This window comes from Nocardioides sp. (genome assembly GCF_050246775.1).
Taxonomy (GTDB): Bacteria; Actinomycetota; Actinomycetes; order Propionibacteriales; family Nocardioidaceae; genus Nocardioides.
This window is the reverse complement of the sequence record NZ_JBFWVK010000002.1, coordinates 420,303-442,538: the sequence shown is the minus strand read 5'-3', so window position 1 is coordinate 442,538 and position 22,236 is coordinate 420,303. Positions and strand designations below refer to the sequence as shown.

The window sequence follows — 22,236 nt, the reverse complement described above, 5'->3', positions numbered from 1 at the left end:
GCCCGGGTCGCTGGAGTGGTTGGTTCAGGCGCTGCGGAGAAGGTCGAGAATGGCGGTCACATCGGACCTCAGGGTCTCGACCTGGGACCCGAGGGCGTCGACCTGGGACCCGAGGGCGTCGAGTTTGGATCCGTGGGTGTGGACCTGGGTCCCGAGGGCGTCGAGTTTGCTCTCCACGCTGGTGAGTCGGCCCTCGACGCCATCGAAGCGCGAGCTGTGCACGTCCTGCGTCTCGCGAAGGGCCCCGAGCAGGCCATAGACAGCCAGGATGTCAGCGTCGTGTTGACGCACCTTGCGATCGAGGTCCCCCGCACTGAGCTTCATGGGGCGAGCGTAGGTCCCTGCACGGCACCGCGCGAGCCCTGATGCGGCCGCTGTGGAGAACCTCCTCAGTCCTCGTTGGCGAGCACCAGGTCGATGTCATTGTCGGTGACCGCGATGGTGGTGGTGTTGTCGAACCGGACATCCACCTCCTCGTCGCCCTCGGCAGTCGTGTCCCCACAGATCGTGATGGGCAGGTTGGACACCCGCTTTCCGCTGGGGTAGGTCAGCGTCCGGGACCCGAAGCCGACGTAGTCGCTGCCCGGGCTGGCCGTGCCGTAGGTGCCGGTCAGCGGCGGGGGCAGGGGGACTGCGGAGTAGTCCTCGGCGTCGACCGTCGAGCGAAGCTTGGCCGGTTTGCTGAGCGGCACGGTGACGCGGTAGTCGAAGCAGCCGCTGTCGGGCTCGGGCATCGTCTGGTTGGGCGGGAGCAGCAGGGGCTTCTTGGTCTTGGCGGCGCCCGTGTCGTCGTTGCCGATGACCAGGTCGATGTCGTTGTCGCCGACGAAGAACTCGGTGTCGTCGAACCGGACGTCGATCTCCTCGGAAGGCTCGATCGCCGTGTCGCCCTTGATGGCGACGGTGAACCGCGCCACCTGCTGGCCGGGCTGGAAGACCAGGTCGAAGCTGGGGAAGGCCACGTAGTCGGTGCCGGGGGTCGCCGTACCGTAGGTGCCGCCGCCGGGGAGCTGGACGGCGGTGTAGTCGACCACCTCCAGGGACACTGCGTGGTTGAAGGGATTGGGAGCGCTCAGGCCCACGTTGACCACGAAGCCCGCCGGACCGCTGTCGCCTTCGGCCACGACGATGTTGGGCAGCAACACGGTCGGGGCGACCGGGGCAGCCTGGGCAGGTGCGCCGGCGACTCCCAGCCCGACGGCGACGGCGCCGGCGGCTGCAGCGGTGAGATGGCGGCGCGCCGAGCGCCTCGTGGTTGCTGTGGACATGAGGATCGCCTCCAGGAGTGACGGGTCGGATGTGATCACCCACGAGCGCGATCGAGACGGAGGAGAAGGGCGGCGACGCCGGTGATACAGCTCCTGGGGCGCCTGCCCTACGATTCCGCCCATGGAAACCCTGCGACTGGTCCTGCTCCTCATCCACATCTTCGGTTTCGCGGCCCTCTTCGGCGGGTTGGTGGTGCAGGCGCGTGAGCCGGAGAAGAAGATCAACGCCGCCATGCGCGATGGCGCGGGTACGGCGTTCCTCGCGGGCCTCCTGCTGGTCGGTGTGCTCGAGGCGGGCGACGACTCCGTCAACCACGCGAAGATCGGCGTGAAGTTCGCCGTCGCGCTGGTGATCCTGGTGCTGGTGATGGCCAACGTACGCAAGCCGCGCATCCCCGACGGCCTCTACTACGGCCTGCTCCTCCTCACGGTCGCCAACATCGCTGTCGCGGTGTTCTGGGCCCCCGCACACACCTGAATCACCGATTTGTTGCTGTAGGCGCAACGCCACGCGTCATTAGCAACAAAATGCTAGCCCTGGAGGGCTGGTCGGGTGCACGATCAGTGCAGGAGGATCAGCCACGTGGAGGACACCATCACCAGCGCGGTCGCGTCAGCGGTCGACGCGGCAGTTGCGACCCATCGAGATGACCGGGGAGCGCTGCTGCCCGTCCTGCACGCCATCCAGCGCGAAATCGGGTGGTTGCCGCCGGAGGTGACGGGGCTTGTCGCCCAGGCCCTCAACCTGTCTCGGGCGGAGGTGCACGGCGTCATCACCTTCTATGCCGACTTCCGCCAGCAGCCGCCGGCGCGGCGTACCGTCCGGGTGTGTGGCGCCGAGGCCTGCCAGGCGCGCGGTGCTCGTGCCCTCCTCGCCCACGCACATGGCCGCCTCGACGCCGTGGGCGCGAGCGACACCGCGCTCGAGCGGGTGCTGTGCCTGGGCAACTGCGCTCTGGGACCTGCCGTCGAGGTCGATGGCGTCCTGCACGGCCGGGTCGACGCGGACCGCTTCGACGTGCTCGTGGAACGGGGTCAGGCATGAGCGTCACGCTCTACGTCCCCCGCGACAGCGCCGCCCGCTCGGTGGGCGCCGACGAGGTGGCGGCCAGCCTGGCCGACCTCATCGGTGACGATGCCCGGATCGTGCGCAACGGCTCGCGCGGACTGCTCTGGCTCGAGCCGATGGTCGAGGTCCTGACCGACGCCGGCCGGATCGCCTACGGGCCGGTCACGCCCTCGGACGTCGAATCCCTGGTGGAGGCCGGACTGTTGACCGGCGGTGACCACGCTCTGCGCCTCGGGCCCACCGACGAGATCCCCTGGCTGGCCGACCAGCAGCGGGTGACGTTCGCGCGGGTCGGAGTGATCGACCCACTGTCGCTGGAGGACTACCGCGACCACGGCGGACTCACCGGCCTCCAGCGGGCCCTGACCCTCAGCGGCCAGGAGGTCGTCGAGGAGGTCACCGCGTCGGGCCTGCGTGGCCGGGGTGGAGCCGGCTTCCCCGCCGGCATCAAGTGGAAGACCGTGCACGACGCGGACGCCGCGCTCAAGTTCATCTGCTGCAACGCCGACGAGGGCGACAGCGGCACCTTCGCCGACCGGATGCTCCTCGAGGGGGATCCGTTCAGCCTGATCGAGGGCATGCTGATCGCGGCCCACGCCGTCGGGGCGAGCGAGGGCTACGTCTACCTCCGCTCGGAGTACCCCGCGGCTGCCGAGGTCCTCGGCACCGCCATCGACATCGCCTACAGCCATGGGCTCCTGGGCTCGTCGGTGCTGGGCAGCGAGCTCTCCTTCGACCTGCACCTCAGGATCGGTGCCGGGGCCTACATCTGTGGCGAGGAGACCTCGATGCTGGAGAGCCTCGAGGGCAAGCGCGGGGAGATTCGGGCCAAGCCCCCGATCCCGGCACTGGTCGGGCTGTTCGGACAGCCGACGGTCGTGAACAACCTGATCACCCTGGCCACCGCGCCGATGATCCTGGCCGACGGCGGGGCGTCGTACGCCGAGCTCGGCGTCGGCCGCTCGCGTGGGACCCAGGTGTTCCAGCTGGCCGGCAACGTCGCGCGCGGCGGCATCGTGGAGACCGCCTTCGGGATCACTCTCGGCGAGCTCGTCGAGGGGTACGGCGGCGGCAGCGCCACTGGCCGTCCCGTCCGAGCCGTACAGGTCGGAGGCCCCCTGGGGTCCTACCTGCCCGCCGAGCAGTTCGACCTGCCGATGGACTACGAAGCCTTCGCCGAAGCGCAGGCGATGGTCGGGCACGGAGGGGTGGTGGTCTTCGACGACACCGTCGACATGGCCGTCCAGGCCCGGTTCGCCATGGAGTTCTGTGCCGAGGAGTCCTGCGGCAAGTGCACCCCGTGCCGGATCGGCTCGGTGCGCGGTGTCGAGGTGATCGACCGGATCATCGCCGACCAGGACCGGGAGGCCAACCTGGTGGTCCTCGAGGACCTGTGCGACCTGATGACCGATGGTTCCCTGTGCGCGATGGGGGGACTGACCCCGATGCCGGTCCGCAGCGCCCTGCGGCACTTCTCCGACGACTTCACCCGGCCGGGGGTCGCCCCGCCCGCCCCTGTCGCGATCGAGCTCGTCGATCGCCACCCTGCACCGACGACGAGGGAGTCCAGCTCATGAGCCTGCTCAAGGAACCCGACCTCGGCACCCCCGCTCGTCCGGGTGCCCCGAGCGTTGCGGTGGAGATCGACGGGCAGCAGATCACGGTGCCTGAGGGCACGTCGGTGATGCGTGCGGCAGCGCTGGCCGGTGTCGACGTACCCAAGCTGTGTGCGACCGACAGCCTCGAGGCCTTCGGCTCGTGCCGGCTCTGCCTGGTCGAGGTCGACGGGGTGCGTGGCACCCCGGCGTCGTGCACCACGCCCTGTGCGGACGGGATGACCGTGCGCACCCAGACCGACAAGCTGGCCAAGCTGCGGCGCGGGGTGATGGAGCTCTACATCTCCGACCACCCGCTCGACTGCCTCACGTGCCCGGCCAACGGCGACTGCGAGCTCCAGGACATGGCGGGTGTGGTCGGCCTGCGTGAGGTCCGCTACGGCTACGACGGTGCCAACCACCTCGATGCCCCGAAGGACACCTCGAACCCCTACTTCGACTTCGACCCCAGCAAGTGCATCGCGTGCTCCCGTTGCGTGCGCGCCTGCGGGGAGGTGCAGGGCACGTTCGCCCTGACGATCTCCGGGCGCGGCTTCGAGTCGGCGGTATCAGCGAGCGCGGGGGAGAGCTTCCTCGAGTCCGAGTGCGTCTCCTGCGGAGCCTGTGTGCAGGCCTGCCCGACCTCGACCCTGCAGGAGAAGTCCGTCGTCCAGATCGGCATGCCCACCCGGTCGGTGCTCACCACCTGTGCCTACTGCGGGGTCGGCTGTTCCTTCAAGGCCGAGCTGCGCGGCAGCGAGGTGGTCCGCATGGTGCCGGCCAAGGAGGGCGGCGCGAACGCCGGGCACTCCTGCGTCAAGGGCCGGTTCGCGTTCGGCTACGCGAGCCATCCCGATCGGGTCATGAAGCCGATGATGCGCGAGAGCATCGATGACCCGTGGCGCGAGGTCGAGTGGGACGAGGCCATCGGCTTCGTCGGGCGCCGCTTCCGCGAGCTGCAGACCGAGTACGGCGCAGGCGCCATCGGCGGCATCACGTCCTCGCGCACCACGAACGAGGAGGTCTACGTCGTCCAGCGGATGGTCCGTGCAGCCTTCGGCAACAACAACGTGGACACCTGCGCCCGGGTCTGTCACTCGCCGACCGGCTACGGCCTCAAGCAGACCTTCGGCACCTCCGCGGGGACCCAGGACTTCAAGTCGGTCGAGGAGACCGACGTGATGGTGGTGATCGGGGCCAACCCCACGGACGGACACCCGGTCTTCGCCTCGCGGATGAAGAAACGCCTGCGCGAGGGCGCCCGCCTGATCGTGATCGACCCACGGCGCATCGACCTGGTCCGCAGCCCGCACGTCGAGGCCCAGCACCACCTCCAGCTCGCCCCGGGCACCAACGTGGCCGTCATCAACGCGATGGCCCACACCGTGGTCACCGAGGGGCTGGTCGACGAGGCGTTCGTGGCCGAGCGCTGCGAAGGCTACGCCGAGTGGGCTGAGTTCGTGGCCCGGCCGGAGAACAGTCCCGAAGCCCTCGCCGAGGTGAGCGGCGTACCGGCCGACGACCTGCGAGCAGCGGCCAGGCTGTACGCCGCCGGTCCCAACTCGGCCATCTACTACGGCCTCGGCGTGACCGAGCACAGTCAGGGCTCGACGATGGTGATGGGGATGGCCAACCTGGCCATGGCCACCGGCAACATCGGGCGCCGCGGCGTGGGCATCAACCCGCTAAGGGGCCAGAACAACGTGCAGGGCTCGTGCGACATGGGTTCATTCCCGCACGAGCTGCCGGGCTACCGACACGTCTCGGACCCTGGCGTCCGCAAGATCTACGACGACCTGTGGGGCTCCCAGATCCCCAGCGAGCCCGGCCTGCGGATCCCCAACATGTTCGACTCGGCTCTGGACGGCACGTTCCGGGGGCTGTTCATCCAGGGCGAGGACATCGCCCAGTCCGACCCCAACACGCAGCACGTCACCGCTGCGTTGCGCGCCCTGGACCTGGTCGTCGTGCAGGACCTGTTCGTCAACGAGACCGCCAAGTACGCCCACGTGCTGCTGCCGGGCACGTCGTTCCTGGAGAAGGACGGCACGTTCACCAACGCCGAACGCCGGATCAACCGGGTCCGGCCGGTGATGCCGCCGCGGACAGGGAAGCACGAGTGGGAGATCGTCTGCGAGATCGCGGCGGCGATGGGCTATGAGATGGCCTACGAGTCCACCAGCCAGATCATGAACGAGATCGCGGCCACCACGCCGACGTTCGCGGGGGTCTCCTTCGACCTGCTCGACAAGGCCGGCAGCCTGCAGTGGCCCTGCAACGCCGAGCACCCCACCGGCACCGAGATCATGCACGAGGACACGTTCGCCCGCGGGCTGGGTCACTTCATCGTCACGCCCTACGTGGCCACCACCGAGCGGAGCACCCGCAAATACCCGTTGATCCTGACGACCGGCCGGATCCTGTCGCAGTACAACGTCGGCGCGCAGACCCGGCGTACTGCCAACGTGGCCTGGCACCCCGAGGACCTCCTCGAGATCCACCCGCACGACGCCGAGGACCGAGGCATCAAGGACGGGGACCTGGTCACGCTGAGCAGCCGGGTGGGCACCACCACGATGCACGCGAAGCTGGCTGACCGGATGCCGGTCGGTGTCGTCTACACGACGTTCCACCATCCGGTGAGTGGCGCCAATGTGGTGACGACGGAGAACTCCGACTGGGCGACCAACTGCCCCGAGTACAAGGTGACCGCCGTCCAGATCGCCCTGGCCACCGCGCGCGAGCAGGCCGAGATGACCCAGGCCGAGTTGACCCAGGCCGGAACGGCTCATGGGTGAGCCCGCGGTGGTCCGGATGGCCAACGACATCGCACGCCAGTTCGCACACCTGCCCGAGCCGGATGCAGCCGCTGCCGTCGCGGCACATCTCGAGATGTTCTGGGAACCGCGCATGCGTCGCGAGCTCCAGGCCGAGGTCGAGCGCGAGCCTGACCAGCTCGCGCACGTCGTCGTCACCGCGGTGTCGCTGGTCGAGACCGTCTGATCCCCCCACCCCGTCAGTGCCACTCAACGAGGAGAAGGCCCGTGCTGTCTGACATCGAGATCGCCAACGCTGCCACGCTGCACCGCATCACCGACGTCGCCCGGGACGCGTTGGGGATCAGCGACGAGCACCTGGTGCCCTACGGACACGACAAGGCCAAGGTGGACCTGCGGTTCCTGGCGTCGCTGGAGGACCGGCCGCTCGGGAAGCTGATCCTGATGACCGCGCTCTCCCCCACTCCGGCGGGGGAGGGCAAGACCACCACGACCGTCGGGCTCACCGACGCCCTGCACGGTCTCGGGCACCGGGCGATGGCCTGCCTGCGCGAGCCGTCGATGGGCCCGGTGTTCGGGATGAAGGGCGGGGCAGCGGGAGGCGGCTATGCGCAGGTGGTGCCGATGTCCGACATCAACCTGCAGTTCACCGGCGACTTCACCGCGATCGCCGCCGCCAACAACCTCCTCGCGGCCCTCATCGACAACCATGTCCACCACGGCAACGAGCTCGACATCGACGTCCGCAGCGTGACCTGGAAGCGGGTGGTCGACCTCAACGACCGGGCACTGCGCGACCTCGTGGTCGGCCTGGGCGGCGTCGGCAACGGCTACCCGAGGCAGGACGGGTTCGACATCGTGGTGGCCTCGGAGCTGATGGCCATCTTCTGTCTCACCGAGTCCTGGAGCGATCTGAAGCGGCGCATCGGCGACATCGTGATCGGCTACACGCGCAGCAAGCAGCCCGTCACGGCTCGCGATCTCCAGGCCGACGGCGCCATGACGGTGATCCTGCGCGATGCGTTGGCACCCAACCTCGTCCAGACGCTCGAACATGCCCCCGCCTTCGTGCACGGCGGCCCTTTCGCCAACATCGCCCACGGGTGCAGCTCGGTGATCGCGACCCGGGCGGCCCTGCGTCTGGCCGACTACGTGGTCACCGAGGCCGGGTTCGGGGCGGACCTGGGCGCTGAGAAGTTCGTCGACATCAAGTGCCGCAAGTCGGGCCTGCGGCCCGATGCGGCGGTGGTGGTGGCCACGGTGCGCGCGCTGAAGTACCACGGTGGCGTCGCGGTGGCCGACGTCGGCGAGGAGAACCTGGACGCGCTGGAGGCCGGAATGGCCAACCTCGCCCGTCACCTGACCAACCTGCGCGAGGTCTACGGCATCCCGTGCGTCGTGGCGATCAACAGGTTCCCGGCCGATACGGACCGGGAGGTCGACCGGTTGGTCGAACTCGTCGCCGAGGCCGGCGTCGAGGCGTTCCCGGCGACCCACTTCGCCGATGGCGGCACCGGTGCGACCGAGCTGGCCAAGGGTGTCCTGCAGCTGCTCGACGAGCCGTCGCCGTACACGTTCTCCTACACCTACGACGACGACCTCGGCCTCGCCGAGAAGGTCAAGGCGATCGCCACCCGTCTGTACGGCGCCGCGGAGGTGACGTGGGATCCGAAGGCTCGACGTCGGCTGGCCCGGATCGAGGCGGACGGCTACGGGCGGTTGCCGGTGTGTGTGGCCAAGACGCAGTACTCGTTCTCCACCGACGCCACTCGTCGGGGGGCGCCGTCGGGGCATTCCCTGCACGTGCGCGAGGTGCGACTCTCCGCGGGCGCCGGTTTCGTGGTGCTGGTCTGCGGTGACGTGATGACCATGCCGGGGTTGCCGAAGGTGCCGGCCGCAGCCCGGATCGACCTCCTGGACGACGGGACCATCGTCGGGCTGTCCTGACGCGTCACGCGGGCCTTGGCCGTGATCAGAGCAACGCCCGGTCGAGCCGGGCACGCCAGTGCATCACCGCAGGCACGAGCATCCACCACGCCACCAGGGAGACGAGCAGCCACGTCCACTCCAGGAACGCCTCGGCCTGGGTATCGATCGTGAGGATGCCGTAGTCCATGTCGAAGACGCCTTCGGGGCTCACCCAGTACACGAACGGGAAGACGGCGTACCAGAGCACGAGGAGGCCCAGGCCGACCGGGATCCACGCAAGCACCCAGCCGATGGTGGCCGACATCCAGGCCCAGGCGAAGTCCCGCCACCTGGCCGGGTCGCCGGCCCACGTCCTGATCAGGTCGAGCGGTGAGCTGCCGCGCCGGACCTGATAGTCCGCATCGATCCGGACGCCCAGGATGCTGCCGGCGATCCGGCGGTGAACGTCGGCGAGGACCTGGTTGAGCGGCACGAACGCGAGCAGCAGGGGGAGGCCGATCGTGATGATCGCCAGGGCGAGCGACGTGGTGAGCAGACAGACCAGGGCCAGCGCAGGCACCGCGAGGAGCACGTAGACCAGTGCCAGGCAGGTGAGCCTGAGGCGCCGTACCAGTGCCTGAGCGGGGGGAGGGAGCGACCGGTTCGTGGTCGGTGCGGCGACGGTGTCGCTGACGGTGCTCATGAGGTGCTCCAAGACGTGAGGATGTTCTGCTTCGAATCCTCCGTCATCCCTCGTCTCCTGGCAGGGGGGCTAGGCCCCCTCTTTGCCGGCGATGAGCAGACGCGTGTAGACCACCACGTTGGCCTGGTATCCACCCTGAGCTGCGTCGTAGGCGCCCCCGCAGGTGACGAGGTTGAGGAAGCGGCCATCGCTGCGCGCATAGACGCGCTGGGCCGGGAAGTCGGCGTTGGGGTAGGTCTCGACGGCGGTCACGACGAAGACGTTCGTCTCTCCGGTTCGGGTCGCGACGAGGACGTGTTGGCCTCGACGCAGTCCGGCGAGCCGCGCGAACACGGCTGGTCCCTCGAGGGAGTCCACGTGGCCGAGGATGACCGATGATCCGGTCTCGCCGGGACGAGGTCCCAGGTGGTACCAGCCGGCCAGGTCCGGATCGTCGGGGACCTCGACCGTGCTGTCGGCGTTGAGTCCCAGGCGCAGCAAGGTGGTGGACACCTCGATCGCCGGGATGCGAAGTCGGACCGGCGCCCCGGTGACCGCCGCAGCCCGCTCAGGTGAGTGGGTGGGAGCGGTGGTGGTGCTGGAGGTCGACGAGTGCGGCTCGGAAGCGGCCGGGGCCGGTTGGTTCGCCCAGGCCAGGAGGCACCCCACACCGGCCAGGGTGAGGACCGCGGCCAGCGCCCGCCACCCCATGGTGCGGGGGCGCGGGGCGCTGGCGTGCCTGCTCGCGGTCACTGTCCGGCAGAGTGCCGGGACCTGGTCCGGCGACGTCCGCTGCGGCTGCCGAGCACGGCCGCCCCGGCGGCGCCCGTGAGCGCCAGTGCGCCAGCCGTGAGCCAGCCCAACCCCGCTGGACCGGTGCTCGGGGCCACGGTTCCGGTGTGCGGGTGCCCCACGGGGACCCGGGGCGCGTTCGGTCCGCGGGGACCGTCAGGTCCTCCGGTGCCGTTGGGGTTGTCGGGGCCGGTCGAGGTGTCACCGCCGGGGACGTCGGTCCCGCCTGCGGTGGCGGTTGCCGTCGTTCCACTGGTCGGGCCGGAGCTGGGACTGGCCGTCGAGGTCGGCACCACGTTGCAGCCGGGCCTCGTGATCGTGTTGGTGTCCAGGCTCACCTGACCGTTGCGGGCCAGGACCCGGCCCTGCACCGATGCTCCTGTCTGAAGCGTGGCACTGGTCAGGGCAAGGATGCTGCCCACGAAGGTGGTCGAGGTGCCGAGGGTCGCGGAGCTGCCCACCTTCCAGAAGACGTTGCACGCCTGCGCTCCGCCGATCAGGGCGACGGTGCTGCTGCTGGCGGTGATGAGTGTGGAGCCGGCCTGGAAGATGAACACGGCATTCGGGTCGCCCTGGGCGTCCAGGGTGACGGTCCCGGTCAGGGCCATGGCGTTGGCCGCCTGGTAGACCCCTGACACCAGGGTCTGACCACCGAGGTCCTGGCTGGTCTTGTCGACGACGGGAGTGCGTCCGGCGGCGTCGTTGTAGGCGGTCGTCACGTCGTTCTGGGCCTGGAGGGCCACGGCGTCGCTGACATGCATGGTGCCGTTGATGACTGACCCGGGTGGGAAGCCGGTGACGGCGGAGCCGGGACTCACGCCGAGGTCACCGGAGATGACCGAGGGGCCGACGTTGGTCACCGTGGTTCCGGCGAGCACGGCGAAGGAGGTGGCGGTGCCGAGGCCGACGGTGGCCTGCGCGGCGAAAGCTGCTGGCGCCTGGGCCAGGAGGAGCAGGCCGGTGCCGGCGGCGACGAGAGGGAGGGCAAGGAAGGGTCTGCGGACCATGAGGGCATCCGAACGGTTTGCCGGTGCGGCTGCCACGAGATTCATGCCATCGAGTCCGGATGTTTTGAAATTACAGAAGTTCTGGCCCGGAATAGCCTAAATCAACCATTTTTCTGGATTTTCCTGACAATTGACCGGTTTTGAGTCTGTAGCCGGTCTAGAGCACCGTCCACGATCCGGTCACGTCGGGTCCTGGAGCCGCTGGCTACTGTGGTCAGCCACTGGCCAGTTGACCTGGAGGTGCTCGATGCGTGGGTGGCAGGGACTGACAGCGCTGATCGGCAGCGCCGTCCTGGTCGCCGGATGTACCTCCGGGGGCTCGGAGCCTGGGCCGTCCGGGGAGTCGACGTCCGCGAGTGTGCCAGGCCCCACCGAGAGCCGGTCGGCCCAGCGCCCGAGCGCGACGTCGAGCCCCTCGGCGGCTCCCGCGACGGCCCGCGCTGTCTCGGTGCTGGGTCTGTCGCAGCAGCGACACAGGGGCGATCGACTGCGTCTGGGGGCGGTGCGGGAACGCACGGCCGCGTACACGTCGTACGACGTGACCTACCGCAGCCGCACCACCACCCGAGAGGGGGAGGAGTCCTACACGATCTCGGGCGTGCTGAACGTGCCGCGAGGCGTCGGCCCATTTCCCGCCGTCGTCCTGGCCCACGGCTACATCGACCCTGCTATCTACGTGCGCGGACAGGGCATGACGCGCGAACGGGGTTACCTGGCCTCGCGTGGCTACATCGCCCTGCATGTCGACTACCGCAACCACGCCGAGTCCGATGACGACCCGCGCTTCCAGCGGCGGATGCGCCTGGGCTACACCGCCGACGTCATCAACGCCGTCAAGGCTCTGCGCAACTCCACCCAGGTGGCGGTGGATGATGACCGGGTTGCCCTGTTCGGACGGTCCATGGGCGGCGGGGTGATCCTCAAGGCGCTCGTCGCCGAACCCGGCCTCGTCCAGGCGGCGGCTCCGTGGGCATCGGTCTCGTCGCTGGAGGCCCAGAACTACCGGCAGTTCATCCGGCCGGACCCCGAGGACGCCGGGCTGCGCGACGAGTTGGCCACTCGCTTCGGTACGCCGGCGCAGAACCCTCGGTTCTGGCTCGAGAACTCGTCGCGACCCTATTTCGACCGCATCACCGAACCGGTGCTCCTGGTGCACGGTCGCTTCGATGACACCTGCCCGCCGCCCTGGGCATCAGCCACGCAACGTGCGCTCGTACGAGCTGGCGTGGATTCTCGACTGGAGTGGTACGACGACGCACACGCCTTCGGGCCCGCGTTCAACGCGGCGATGCAGCGAACCGTACGGTTCTTCGACCGCCAGCTCGCTGACGTGTGACCGTCGCCGGTCAGGGGACGCCGGCCCGCAGGAACGTCGAGGTCCACACCTCGGTCACCAGGTCGACGTACTGCTGGGTGGTCAGGCCCCGGCTTCGGAGCAGCTCGAAATAGTCCGGGCTGTTCATCGACCACACGAGGTCGGCAACCCAGTCGTCGGAGATGTCGTCGCGCAGGTCCCCGGTGTCACGCAGGTCCGCGGCGAACAGGCGCATGTTCGCCGCCCGCCGTTCAGCGACCGACGCCGACACGTCGAGGCAGTCGGGATCCGTGGCTCCGGCTGCGCGTAGCGCCAGCAGGAGCGGAACCGTGCTCGGCAGGACCGTGCCCAGTGCGACGGCGTAGAGCCTGATCTTCTCGCGGGCCGTCGGGGCCTGCCGGATCTCCTGGACATACCTGCGCTGCTCGGCGGGCACAGGTTCGGAGCCTCCGGCGAGCATCATGTCGTGCACCGCGAGCAGCAGCTGTGGTTTGCGACCCACGCTCGCGTAGACGGTATCGACCGACACGCCTGCCCTGCGGGCGATGCTCGCCACCGACGTCGCGGGGTAGCCCGCGGTCGTGAAGAGGTCGTGAGCGGCTGCGAGCACGGCCCGACGCGTGCCTTCAGCCGATTCGCGGCGCCGCGAGGCGTCGTAGCGGCGGGTGTTGACCTCGCCCGGCATCAGACCTACTCTCAAGATTCATCCGAATATCTTTCGGATGAATATAGCCCATCGGAGCGGACACAGAAGGAGCCTCGATGTCAGACGTCGCAGCCGCCGGCACCCAGGACACGTCAGGCGTGGTCATGCGCGAGCCCGGCACGGCTCGGGGGACGTGGGCCATGCAGTCCCTCTTCGAGCACCTGCTGGAGTCCCCCGAGAGCGGCGGCAACCTCGGCGTCTCGCTCGTCACCCAGCCTCCAGGAGTGGCGACCCCGTTGCATCGCCACCTCAACGAGGCCGAGGCGTTCTTCGTGCTCGATGGCACGCTGGACTATCAGGCCGGGGAGACCCTGCACCACCTGCACACCGGCTGCTTCATCTACCTGCCCGCCGGGGTGCCGCATGCCTTCCGGATCCGCGGGGACCAGCCGGCTCGCGTCCTCGCCCTGACCACACCCGGTGGCCTGATGTCGCTGTACGACGAGGTGGGCCTTCCTGCCCAGGAGCATCGACTCCCCGGCGCGGACGGACAGAGCCCGGGCGAAGAGATCGCCAAGTGGGCCCAGGTTGCTCCGCGTTACGGACTCCAGGTGGTCGGTCCACCCCTCCCTGAATAGGGAGTCTCCGCAGAGCCAGGCGCCTGTTCAGCCGCCGGGGCACGTCGCTTCACCGGGGGCCAACTCGGGGTGGATGGCACCGTCACGTGCGCTGATCGAGGTCACCGCTGACGCCCGTCCTCGGCGTACGGCGACGATCTCGGCCAGGATGGAGACGGCGATCTCGCCGGGTTCGTCCGCGCCGATGTCGAGTCCGATGGGCGCGTGCAGCGCAGTCAGGTCAGCCTCGGTGACGTCGTTGGCGAGCAGCCAGGCCCGGCGACGGGCCTGGGTACGTCGCGATCCCATCGCCCCGACGTAGGCCGTCTTGAGAGTCAACGCCGCCTTGATCGCAGGGCCGTCGACATCCTCGTGGTGGCTGGTGACCACGACGGCGTCCACGTCTGGGCCGATGGAGGGATCGGTGAGCGCGACCGTCGGCGACCACCCGAGGGCCGACACCATCGGGACGAGGGCGTCCGAGACCGGGCCGTCGCCGACGATCAGGAGATTCACTTGGTCAGCCATGCAGCCAGTATCACCCTCATCGGAGGTGATGGACCTCCTGCAGTCCGTAGACCGGGGTCGCGATCCCCTCGGCGCGTGCTTTGAGCTGCAGTGCGAGATACAGCGAGTAGTGCCGCGACTGGTGCAGGTTGCCGCCGTGGAACCACAGACCTTCCTGTTGGGTGGGCTTCCACATGTTGCGCTGCTCGCCCTCCCACGGTCCCGGGTCCTTGGTGGTGTCCGAGCCCAGACCCCAGACCTTCCCGACCCGATCCGCCGTCCCCTGGTCGATCAGGTCGGCCGCCCAGCCGTTCATCGAACCGTAGCCGGTGGCGTAGACCACCAGGTCGGCCTCCAGCTCCGTGCCGTCGGCGAGCACCACGCTGTGCTCGGTGAGGTGGTCCACCTGGCCGTGGGCAAGCTTGACGTCGCCGTTGGCCACCAGGTCGGCCGCACCCACGTCGATGTAGTAGCCCGAACCGCGGCGCAGGTACTTCATGAACAGGCCCGAGCCGTCATCACCCCAGTCATGGTCGAAACCGGCTGCCTCCAGGCGCTGGTAGAAGTCCTTGTCCCGCTCCGCCATCTGCTCGTAGAGCGGGATCTGGAAGGTGTGCATGATCCGGTAGGGCAGCGAGGCGAAGACCAGGTCGGCCTTCTCGGTGGTCATGCCGGAGGCCACGGCCTCCTCGGAGTACAGCGCACCCAGCCCGATCTCCATCAGCGAGTCGCTGCGCACGACGTGCGTCGAGCTGCGCTGCACCATGGTCACGTCCGCACCGTGCTCCCACAGGGCCCCACAGATGTCGAAGCTGGAGTTGTTGCTCCCGATGACCACGCACTTCTTGCCGGCATAGGCGTCGGGTCCCGGGTGGGCCGACGAGTGGTGCTGGTCGCCGCGGAACACGTCCATGCCCGGCAGGTCCGGGAGGTTGGGCTTGCCCGACATCCCGGTCGCCAGCACCAGCTGCTTCGGGCGCAGGGTCAGGGGCCGGCCCTCACGTTCCACCTCGACGGTCCACTCGCCCGTCTCCTGCGAGTACGACGCGCTCGTCGCCGTCGTGCTGGACCAGTAGGGGATCTCCATCACCTTGGTGTAGGACTCCAACCAGTCGGCGATCTTGTCCTTCGGGGCGAACACCGGCCAGTTGTCGGGGAACTTCAGGTAGGGCAGGTGGTCGTACCAGACCGGATCGTGCAGGCACAGCGACTTGTAGCGTCCGCGCCACTGGTCGCCTGGTCGGGAGTGCTTGTCGATCACGAGGGCTGTCACCCCGAGCTGCCTCAACCTGGCCCCGAGGGCGATCCCGCCCTGGCCGCCGCCGATCACCAGGACGTAGGGCTGCGTCGTGGACCCCAGGCTCTCAGCCTCGGCCTGCTGACGCTCCAGCCACGTGACCCGATCGCGGGAGGCACCGTGCTCGGCCCCCATCGGTCGGGCTGTGCCTCGTGGTTCCTCGTGCCCCTTGAGCTCATGGAGCGTCGTCAGGAGCGTCCAGGCCTTCGGGCCGTCCTCGTCGATCAGGCGCAGCAGGCCACGCCCCCGGCCTACAGCGGTCTCGAAGGTGATCCAGGCGGTGGTCACCCCGTCGGCCTCCTCGGCCGGCTCCTCGGTGGCGAACCGGCACGCACCCGTGGCCGAGGCCGTCGCCACCACCAGGTCGGCCACCTGTTCGCGGCCCTCGACCGTGGTCAGGTTCCAGCTGAACGAGATCAGGTCGCGCCAGTAGCAGTCGGTGGCGAACAGCGCCGCGGCCGCCGTACCGTCCGCAGCCTGCAGTGCCGCCTCGAAGTCCGCCAGCCACGTCTCGACGGTGCGCTGGGCTGTCCCGGTGTCTGGTTCCAGGGTCTGGGTCATGGTGTCTCCTTCACCTACTCTGTGTGATGGAGCACACACCGCCGCCGCCCGTCGGCGGAAGGGTTGCAGGCTGTTGCAGTCGGCCTGCGGAGAGGACCGGCCGTGGCCGAGCGGGAGCGCGAGCTGCACCGCAGCCGCGAGCGCACGCTCGCAGGCGATCCACGCACAGCCGGTGCGCGCCGCGAGATCGCCGCCTCGTGGCGGAGAGTCGAGGCCTGCGGGCTCGCGCCCGGGTCTGAACCCTCCGTCGCACCACTTGGCACGGCCGAGCTTGAGCGGCGCCGCGAGGACAGTGGTCTGGCTGCTCGGGTTCCGCGGCTCACGCAGGCGCTCTCCTCGGTGATCGAGGCCGGACAGATGGTCGTGGTCGCGGGGACCGACGGTCGGGTCCTGTGGCGGGCCGGGAGCTCTGGCGTACGGCGGCTCGCCGACGGGCTGGGCTTCGTGGGCGGATCGGCGTGGACCGAGGGCAACGTGGGCACCAATGCGATCGGCACGTGCCTGGTCCTCGGCGAAGGCGTGCACATCCAGGGACCCGAGCACTTCGTCGAGTCACACACCCGCTGGGGCTGCGCGGCCGCCCCCCTGACCGACCCCTGGTCGGGCGCCACGCTCGGCGTGGTCGATGTCAGCGGTCCCTCCCGAGGCATGCACCCCGCGGAGCTGGCGCTCGTCGAGATGGCGGCTCGGATGACCGCACTGGAGATCGTCGCCGAGCACCGCGCCCGCCTCGACCGGCTCCGGGCCGTCGCTGCGCCCCTGCTCGCCCGGGTCGGTGGCGAAGCCCTCGCGGTCGATACCTCCGGCCACCTCGCCGCCGCGGTCGGGTTGGCCGCTCCTGACCGGGTGGTCCTGCCCGATGACCTCAGCGGCGGTTCGATCTGGCTGCCCACCCTCGGTGCTGCGAGCGCCGAGCCCCTTCCCGGGGGGTGGCTGCTGCGCCTGGGCGAGCGGTCGGCGGCACCCTCCACCAGCCTGGTGCTCGACCTCAGCTCGGCCCCGACCGTGGCGGTCTCCGGGCCGAGCGGCTCGTGGGTGCACGCCCTCTCGCCACGGCACGCCGAGATCCTCGTCGCGTTGGTGCGGGCCGGCTCCGAGGGACGTACGGCGGCAGGGTTGGCCGACGACCTGTTCGGCGACTCCACCCGGTTGGTGACCGTCCGTGCCGAGGTGTCCCGGCTGCGCCGGGCGCTCGGCGGGGTCCTCGTGACCCAGCCCTACCGGATCGCGCCGTCGGTCCGGGCCGCACTGGTCCTGCCTGACGACCCGGCAGCGACGCTTCCGTGCTCCAGCGCGCCGGTGGTCACGGCCCTGCGTGGCTGACCGGGCTGTCCGTGGGTCCACGTAGGCTGGACACCGAGATGAGCACCCCTTCCACTCTGCCCGGCCTCGAGGCTCCCACTGCCACCGCCGAGGCTTCAGCATCCCCCCGCCGCACGCCGGATGCGGAGCAGTTGCTCGACGGACTCAACGAGCCCCAGCGGGCCGCGGTCGTCCATGCCGGTGCACCACTTCTGGTGGTCGCCGGTGCTGGCTCCGGCAAGACCCGGGTGCTCACCCGGCGCATCGCCTGGCTGATCTCGCAGCGCAAGGCCCACCCGGGCTCGATCCTGGCCATCACCTTCACCAACAAGGCTGCGGCTGAGATGAAGGAGCGGGTGGAGGACCTCGTCGGCAAACGCGCCCGGATCATGTGGGTCTCGACGTTCCACTCCTCCTGCGTCCGCATCCTGCGCAAGGAGATCGACAAGCTGGGCTACAAGTCCAACTTCTCCATCTACGACGCCGCCGACTCCAAGCGGTTGATGTCGATCGTGGTCAACGACCTCGAGCTCGACCCCAAGCGTTTCCAGCCCCGTGCGGTGCTCAACTGGGTGTCCAACTGCAAGAACGAGTTGAAGGATCCCGACGACGCCACCAAGGACGCGCGCAACGGCGCCGAGGAGGCGTTCGCGGCGGCCTACACCAGTTATCAGCGGCGACTGCGGGAGGCCAACGCCCTCGACTTCGACGACCTGATCATGCTCACGGTGCACCTGTTCCAGCAGTTCCCCGAGGTCTGTGAGACCTACCGCCGCCGGTTCCGCCATGTGCTGGTCGACGAATACCAGGACACCAACCACGCGCAATACGCTCTGATCTACGCCTTGTGCGCCGACTCGCTGGAGGATCCCCTGGTGTCCGCCAGCGGTGCCGGGGCAGTGGCAGGGCGTGCCGGCGACCTGGCCCGGGTCGAGCCCAGCGAGCTCATGGTCGTCGGCGACGCCGACCAGTCGATCTACGCCTTCCGGGGCGCCAACATCCGCAACATCCTCGACTTCGAGCAGGACTTCCCCAACGCCGAGACCATCCTGCTCGAGCAGAACTACCGCTCCACCCAGACCATCCTCACCGCGGCCAACTCGGTGATCGGCCACAACAAGGGCCGCAAGCCGAAGAAGCTGTGGTCCGACGCCGGCGCCGGCGCTCGGATCGTGGGATATGTCGGTGACGACGAGCGAGACGAGGCCCGGTTCGTCTCCGAGGAGATCGACAAGCTGACCGACGACGGCGCGCGTGCCGCCGACATGGCGGTGTTCTATCGCACCAATGCGCAGTCCCGGGTGTTCGAGGAGGTGTTCATCCGCACCGGTCAGCCTTACAAGGTCGTCGGTGGGGTGCGCTTCTACGAGCGTCGTGAGGTCCGTGACGCCCTCGCCTACCTGCGGATGCTGGCCAATCCGGCCGACGAGATCTCCCTGCGGCGGGTTCTCAACACCCCGAAGCGGGGCATCGGGGAGCGAGCCGAGGCGTGTGTCGCCGCCTTGGCCAGCCGCGACCGGCTGACGTTCTGGGAGGCGCTCGTGCGAGCCGACCAAGCACCCGGCGTCGCCACCCGGTCGCTCAGGGCCATCCAGGGCTTCGTCGACATGGTCACCGAACTGCAGTCCATGGTCGACGCCGGCGAACGCGCCGACGTGATTCTGGAGACCGTGCTCGAGCGCTCGGGCTACGTCGCCGAGCTCGAAGCCTCCGACGACCCGCAGGACGAGACCCGGGTCGAGAACCTCGCCGAACTCGTGGCCGTGGCTCGCGAGTTCTCCGACGACCCGATCGCGGGTCCCTCGGCAGATCCGGCGGACGTCGAGGCCGGGACCGTGGCCCCAGGACTCACCGACTTCCTCGAGCGGGTCGCGCTGGTGGCCGACGCCGACCAGATCCCCGACTCTCCCGACGGTGACGACTCCGGCGTCGTCACGCTCATGACGCTGCACACGGCGAAGGGCCTGGAGTTTCCGGTCGTCTTCCTGACCGGCCTCGAGGACGGTGTCTTTCCCCATTCCCGCTCGCTCGGTGACCAGCCCGAGCTCGAGGAGGAGCGCCGGCTCGCCTACGTGGGAGTCACCCGCGCCCGCGAACGCCTCTACCTCTCCCGCGCCGTCGTCCGTTCGGCGTGGGGGGCACCCTCACACAATCCCGCCTCCCGGTTCCTCGACGAGATGCCGGTCGACCTCGTGGACTGGCGACGCACCGAGGCCGCCCAGACCCAGTGGGATCGTCCCGACTACGGCTCCTCGTCGTTGGCGACCCCGACGGCCGCAGGTCGGCGCAACTTCGGGAGCGCCGCACTGCGGATGGATGCCGCCGCCAAGGCGAAGCCGTCACGGCCCATCCCGTCCCTGGAGCCCGGCGATCGGGTGGTGCACGACTCGTTCGGCATGGGCACGGTCGTTGCCGTCGAGGGCGTCGCGGACAAGTCCGTGGCCTCGATCGACTTCGGGTCCGAGGGCGTCAAGCGGCTGCTGTTGCGCTACGCGCCTGTCGAGAAGCTGTGACCTGTCAGGGTGTGACGCCGTGCACCTGGAAGGCCGGGTAGGGGTCCACCGGGTCCCCGGCGCCCGGTCGGACCTCGATGTGGACGTGCGGACCAGTGCTGTTGCCGGTCGAGCCGACGTAGCCGATCACGTCACCCTGCTGGACTTCCTTGCCGATGCTCAGGTCGGAGGCGAACGAGGTCTGGTGGCCGTACCAGATCTCCGTGCCGTCCTCGAGGGTCATCACGGTCTTGTTGCCGTAGGACCCGTCGTACTCGTAGGAGGTGATGACCCCGTCTGCGATCGCGTGGATCGGGGTGCCGCTCGGGCATGCGAAGTCGAGGCCGGTGTGCACGGAGGCGTAGTAGGAGCGCACCATGCCGAAGGTGTTGGTGATGTGATACCCGACCACCGGGAGGATCCACAGGTCCTCGGCGATCTTGTCGGCCTGCTTCTCCGCCGAGGCCATCGCCTGGGTCAGGGCCGCGGTGCGAACCTCCGCCTTCGCCTCGACGGTCTTCTGCAGCTTGTTGGGCGTCGATGAGCTGCGCGCGGAGTCGCGGCTCGCCTCGGCTCCTCGGCCCGACGTGACCTGGGCGATGCCACCGGAGCCGTTGAGGGCACCGGCCTGTGAGGTGAACTGGAAGTCGTCGGCGGCCGACGACACGGCGTCGGAGTTGCCGACAGTCACCGCTCCACCAGCTGAGATCGCCAGGGCGGCGACGCCGAGCAGCACGGGGGCCGAGGGCAGCCCACGGAAGAGGGGACCCCGGGCGGCGGCGTGCTTGACGGCCTTGCGCTTGCCAGCGACGTTGGTGGGTCCCGAGTCGTCGCGTCGTGTGACACGGCGTGCGGCTCGGTGGTTGCCCATGAAGAAGTGGTCCTCGGAGTGCTCGGGGGTAGGACGGCGAAGCCACGACTGTAACGGATAGATCACGGCCTCCGAAATCGCTGTGGCGGGCGAATGTGCACAAATACCCCCTTCCGGTGCACGAAATCCCCTGTTGTGGGTACGAATCGGACCTGTGGACCGCACGCGCGGCACGTCCGGGCGCTGTGGGTGGTGGCGGACGTCACGTCGCGTCGAGCCACGCCTTACGTCGGGCGCGGCGTGTGCTGCGTCACGTCGGGCGACCGGCAATGGTCCTGACCCCTGCACCGGGACTAGGGTGCCGAAAGGAATCCCCAGACTCTTGAGACAGACTCTCAAAACACATGAAGAAGGACTGGTTGGATCGTGGACCTGATGGAGTTTCAGGCGAAGGAGCTCTTCGCCAAGCATGACGTTGCCGTGACACTGGGCATCGTCGCCACCACCCCCGAGGAGGCGCAGGCCGCGGCCGAGCAGCTCGGGGTCGTCGTCGTCAAGGCGCAGGTGAAGGCAGGCGGGCGCGGGAAGGCCGGCGGCGTCAAGCTCGCCAAGACCCCCGCCGAGGCCTTCGAGCACGCGACGGCGATCCTCGGCATGGAGATCAAGGGGCTCACCGTGAACCGGGTGCTCATCGCTCCCGCTGCCAGCATCGAAGAGGAGTACTACTTCTCCTTCCTGCTCGACCGCGCCAACCGCCGCTACCTCTGCATCGCCAGCGTCGAGGGCGGCGTCGAGATCGAAGAGGTCGCCAAGACCAACCCGGATGCGGTCAAGCAGATCGCGATCGACCCGGGCACGGGCGTCGACGAGGCGAAGGCCCGTTCGATCGTCGCCGAGGCAGCCTTCCCGGAGGTCTTGACCGAGCAGGCCGTCGCGATGGTGCTCGCCCTGTGGAAGGTCTTCGTGGAGGAGGACGCCACGCTGGTGGAGGTCAACCCGCTGGCCCGTCTCACCGGTGACACGCTGGAGGCGCTCGACGGCAAGGTCTCGCTCGACGAGAACGCCGAGTTCCGCCACAGCGACCACGCCGCTTTCGAGGACAAGGCGGCCGCCGACCCCCTCGAGCAGAAGGCGAAGGACAAGGGGCTCAACTACGTGAAGCTCGACGGGGCCGTCGGCATCATCGGCAACGGTGCGGGGCTCGTGATGTCGACGCTCGACGTCGTGGCCTACGCCGGGGAGGCCCATGGTGGCGTCAAGCCGGCCAACTTCCTCGACATCGGCGGTGGTGCCTCGGCCCAGGTGATGGCTGACGGCCTCGACGTGATCCTGCACGACGCCCAGGTCAAGGCGGTGTTCGTGAACGTCTTCGGCGGCATCACGTCCTGCGACGCAGTCGCCAACGGGATCGTGGGGGCCCTGGACATCCTCGGAGACGAGGCCAGCAAGCCGCTCGTCGTACGCCTCGACGGCAACAATGTCGAGGAGGGACGCCGCATCCTCGAGGAGCGCAACCACCCGCTCGTGACCCTGGTCGACACGATGGACGGAGCGGCCGACAAGGCCGCCGAGCTCGCGAACGCGTAAAGG

The 22,236-nt window shown here is 69.1% G+C and carries 20 protein-coding genes; 11 read left to right on the top strand and 9 right to left on the bottom strand.

Annotated features, from left to right (window positions below):
• Positions 1-24: 24 nt before the first annotated feature.
• The gene (locus AB7I40_RS11955; protein ID WP_428347695.1) at positions 25-324 is read right to left on the bottom strand and encodes a hypothetical protein; all 300 of its coding nucleotides are present in this window, start codon (positions 322-324) and stop codon (positions 25-27) included.
• A 65-nt stretch (positions 325-389) separates the two neighbouring features.
• On the bottom strand, positions 390-1,268 hold the full coding sequence (locus AB7I40_RS11950; protein WP_428347694.1) for a Calx-beta domain-containing protein: 879 nt from the start codon (positions 1,266-1,268) through the stop codon (positions 390-392).
• A gap of 121 nt (positions 1,269-1,389) precedes the next feature.
• On the opposite strand from AB7I40_RS11950, the gene AB7I40_RS11945 reads away from it, so the two are divergent.
• From AB7I40_RS11945 to AB7I40_RS11920, 6 genes are all read left to right on the top strand, one after another.
• A complete protein-coding gene (locus AB7I40_RS11945; protein ID WP_428347693.1) occupies positions 1,390-1,746 on the top strand; it encodes a hypothetical protein in 357 nt (118 codons plus the stop codon).
• A 105-nt stretch (positions 1,747-1,851) separates the two neighbouring features.
• On the top strand, positions 1,852-2,313 hold the full coding sequence (locus AB7I40_RS11940; RefSeq protein ID WP_428347692.1) for an NAD(P)H-dependent oxidoreductase subunit E: 462 nt from the start codon (positions 1,852-1,854) through the stop codon (positions 2,311-2,313).
• Positions 2,310-3,914 carry a formate dehydrogenase beta subunit gene (locus AB7I40_RS11935; protein WP_428347691.1) on the top strand — a complete coding sequence of 535 codons (1,605 nt, stop codon included), beginning with the start codon at positions 2,310-2,312 and terminating at the stop codon, positions 3,912-3,914. The genes AB7I40_RS11940 and AB7I40_RS11935 overlap by 4 nt, the downstream gene beginning before the upstream one ends.
• Positions 3,911-6,730 carry a formate dehydrogenase subunit alpha gene (gene fdhF / locus AB7I40_RS11930; protein ID WP_428347690.1) on the top strand — a complete coding sequence of 940 codons (2,820 nt, stop codon included), beginning with the start codon at positions 3,911-3,913 and terminating at the stop codon, positions 6,728-6,730. Before AB7I40_RS11935 ends, fdhF begins: the two co-directional genes overlap by 4 nt.
• Positions 6,723-6,935: a formate dehydrogenase subunit delta gene (locus tag AB7I40_RS11925; RefSeq protein ID WP_428347689.1), complete on the top strand. Its 213-nt coding sequence runs from the start codon at positions 6,723-6,725 to the stop codon at positions 6,933-6,935. The genes fdhF and AB7I40_RS11925 overlap by 8 nt, the downstream gene beginning before the upstream one ends.
• Before the next feature lie 41 nt (positions 6,936-6,976).
• Positions 6,977-8,656, top strand: a complete 1,680-nt coding sequence (locus AB7I40_RS11920) for a formate--tetrahydrofolate ligase (RefSeq protein WP_428347688.1) — start codon at positions 6,977-6,979, stop codon at positions 8,654-8,656.
• Between the two features lie 25 nt (positions 8,657-8,681).
• Here the strand turns inward: AB7I40_RS11920 and AB7I40_RS11915 are convergent, their stop codons facing one another.
• The 3 genes from AB7I40_RS11915 to AB7I40_RS11905 form a co-directional block, all read right to left on the bottom strand.
• Positions 8,682-9,320 carry a sensor domain-containing protein gene (locus tag AB7I40_RS11915; protein ID WP_428347687.1) on the bottom strand — a complete coding sequence of 213 codons (639 nt, stop codon included), beginning with the start codon at positions 9,318-9,320 and terminating at the stop codon, positions 8,682-8,684.
• A gap of 69 nt (positions 9,321-9,389) precedes the next feature.
• Positions 9,390-10,052: a class F sortase gene (locus tag AB7I40_RS11910; protein ID WP_428347686.1), complete on the bottom strand. Its 663-nt coding sequence runs from the start codon at positions 10,050-10,052 to the stop codon at positions 9,390-9,392.
• The gene (locus AB7I40_RS11905; RefSeq protein WP_428347685.1) at positions 10,049-11,098 is read right to left on the bottom strand and encodes an ice-binding family protein; all 1,050 of its coding nucleotides are present in this window, start codon (positions 11,096-11,098) and stop codon (positions 10,049-10,051) included. Before AB7I40_RS11905 ends, AB7I40_RS11910 begins: the two co-directional genes overlap by 4 nt.
• Before the next feature lie 247 nt (positions 11,099-11,345).
• On the opposite strand from AB7I40_RS11905, the gene AB7I40_RS11900 reads away from it, so the two are divergent.
• On the top strand, positions 11,346-12,434 hold the full coding sequence (locus AB7I40_RS11900; protein WP_428347684.1) for an alpha/beta hydrolase family protein: 1,089 nt from the start codon (positions 11,346-11,348) through the stop codon (positions 12,432-12,434).
• Between the two features lie 10 nt (positions 12,435-12,444).
• Here AB7I40_RS11900 and AB7I40_RS11895 read toward each other — a convergent pair whose 3' ends face one another.
• A complete protein-coding gene (locus tag AB7I40_RS11895; RefSeq protein ID WP_428347683.1) occupies positions 12,445-13,098 on the bottom strand; it encodes a TetR/AcrR family transcriptional regulator in 654 nt (217 codons plus the stop codon).
• 77 nt (positions 13,099-13,175) lie between these two features.
• Here AB7I40_RS11895 and AB7I40_RS11890 point away from each other — a divergent pair, with 77 nt between their 5' ends.
• Positions 13,176-13,697 carry a cupin domain-containing protein gene (locus AB7I40_RS11890; RefSeq protein WP_428347682.1) on the top strand — a complete coding sequence of 174 codons (522 nt, stop codon included), beginning with the start codon at positions 13,176-13,178 and terminating at the stop codon, positions 13,695-13,697.
• Between the two features lie 27 nt (positions 13,698-13,724).
• On the opposite strand, the gene AB7I40_RS11885 is transcribed toward AB7I40_RS11890, so the two are convergent.
• The gene (locus tag AB7I40_RS11885; protein ID WP_428347681.1) at positions 13,725-14,204 is read right to left on the bottom strand and encodes an XdhC family protein; all 480 of its coding nucleotides are present in this window, start codon (positions 14,202-14,204) and stop codon (positions 13,725-13,727) included.
• Between the two features lie 16 nt (positions 14,205-14,220).
• The gene (locus AB7I40_RS11880; protein ID WP_428347680.1) at positions 14,221-16,041 is read right to left on the bottom strand and encodes a flavin-containing monooxygenase; all 1,821 of its coding nucleotides are present in this window, start codon (positions 16,039-16,041) and stop codon (positions 14,221-14,223) included.
• Between the two features lie 102 nt (positions 16,042-16,143).
• On the opposite strand from AB7I40_RS11880, the gene AB7I40_RS11875 reads away from it, so the two are divergent.
• Together AB7I40_RS11875 and pcrA are read left to right on the top strand one after the other, a co-directional pair.
• A complete protein-coding gene (locus AB7I40_RS11875; RefSeq protein ID WP_428347679.1) occupies positions 16,144-17,364 on the top strand; it encodes a GAF domain-containing protein in 1,221 nt (406 codons plus the stop codon).
• A 38-nt stretch (positions 17,365-17,402) separates the two neighbouring features.
• Positions 17,403-19,856 carry a DNA helicase PcrA gene (gene pcrA, locus AB7I40_RS11870; protein WP_428347678.1) on the top strand — a complete coding sequence of 818 codons (2,454 nt, stop codon included), beginning with the start codon at positions 17,403-17,405 and terminating at the stop codon, positions 19,854-19,856.
• A 4-nt stretch (positions 19,857-19,860) separates the two neighbouring features.
• Here pcrA and AB7I40_RS11865 read toward each other — a convergent pair whose 3' ends face one another.
• Positions 19,861-20,772: a M23 family metallopeptidase gene (locus tag AB7I40_RS11865; RefSeq protein WP_428347677.1), complete on the bottom strand. Its 912-nt coding sequence runs from the start codon at positions 20,770-20,772 to the stop codon at positions 19,861-19,863.
• A gap of 300 nt (positions 20,773-21,072) precedes the next feature.
• Between AB7I40_RS11865 and sucC the strand changes: the two genes are divergently transcribed.
• Positions 21,073-22,233, top strand: coding sequence for an ADP-forming succinate--CoA ligase subunit beta (gene sucC / locus AB7I40_RS11860; protein ID WP_428347676.1), 1,161 nt, complete (start codon positions 21,073-21,075; stop codon positions 22,231-22,233).
• Positions 22,234-22,236 lie beyond the last annotated feature (3 nt).

Excerpts from the sequence above, each read along its gene's own strand:
- pcrA (WP_428347678.1), top strand. The coding sequence starts at position 17,403 with ATGAGCACCCCTTCCACTCTGCCCGGCCTCGAGGCTCCCACTGCCACC.
- AB7I40_RS11880 (WP_428347680.1), bottom strand. The coding sequence starts at position 16,041 with ATGACCCAGACCCTGGAACCAGACACCGGGACAGCCCAGCGCACCGTC.
- AB7I40_RS11945 (WP_428347693.1), top strand. The coding sequence starts at position 1,390 with ATGGAAACCCTGCGACTGGTCCTGCTCCTCATCCACATCTTCGGTTTC.
- AB7I40_RS11900 (WP_428347684.1), top strand. The coding sequence starts at position 11,346 with ATGCGTGGGTGGCAGGGACTGACAGCGCTGATCGGCAGCGCCGTCCTG.
- AB7I40_RS11925 (WP_428347689.1), top strand. The coding sequence starts at position 6,723 with ATGGGTGAGCCCGCGGTGGTCCGGATGGCCAACGACATCGCACGCCAG.
- AB7I40_RS11955 (WP_428347695.1), bottom strand. The coding sequence starts at position 324 with ATGAAGCTCAGTGCGGGGGACCTCGATCGCAAGGTGCGTCAACACGAC.
- AB7I40_RS11950 (WP_428347694.1), bottom strand. The coding sequence starts at position 1,268 with ATGTCCACAGCAACCACGAGGCGCTCGGCGCGCCGCCATCTCACCGCT.
- AB7I40_RS11895 (WP_428347683.1), bottom strand. The coding sequence starts at position 13,098 with ATGCCGGGCGAGGTCAACACCCGCCGCTACGACGCCTCGCGGCGCCGC.
- AB7I40_RS11935 (WP_428347691.1), top strand. The coding sequence starts at position 2,310 with ATGAGCGTCACGCTCTACGTCCCCCGCGACAGCGCCGCCCGCTCGGTG.
- AB7I40_RS11915 (WP_428347687.1), bottom strand. The coding sequence starts at position 9,320 with ATGAGCACCGTCAGCGACACCGTCGCCGCACCGACCACGAACCGGTCG.
- AB7I40_RS11885 (WP_428347681.1), bottom strand. The coding sequence starts at position 14,204 with ATGGCTGACCAAGTGAATCTCCTGATCGTCGGCGACGGCCCGGTCTCG.
- fdhF (WP_428347690.1), top strand. The coding sequence starts at position 3,911 with ATGAGCCTGCTCAAGGAACCCGACCTCGGCACCCCCGCTCGTCCGGGT.
- AB7I40_RS11890 (WP_428347682.1), top strand. The coding sequence starts at position 13,176 with ATGTCAGACGTCGCAGCCGCCGGCACCCAGGACACGTCAGGCGTGGTC.
- AB7I40_RS11905 (WP_428347685.1), bottom strand. The coding sequence starts at position 11,098 with ATGGTCCGCAGACCCTTCCTTGCCCTCCCTCTCGTCGCCGCCGGCACC.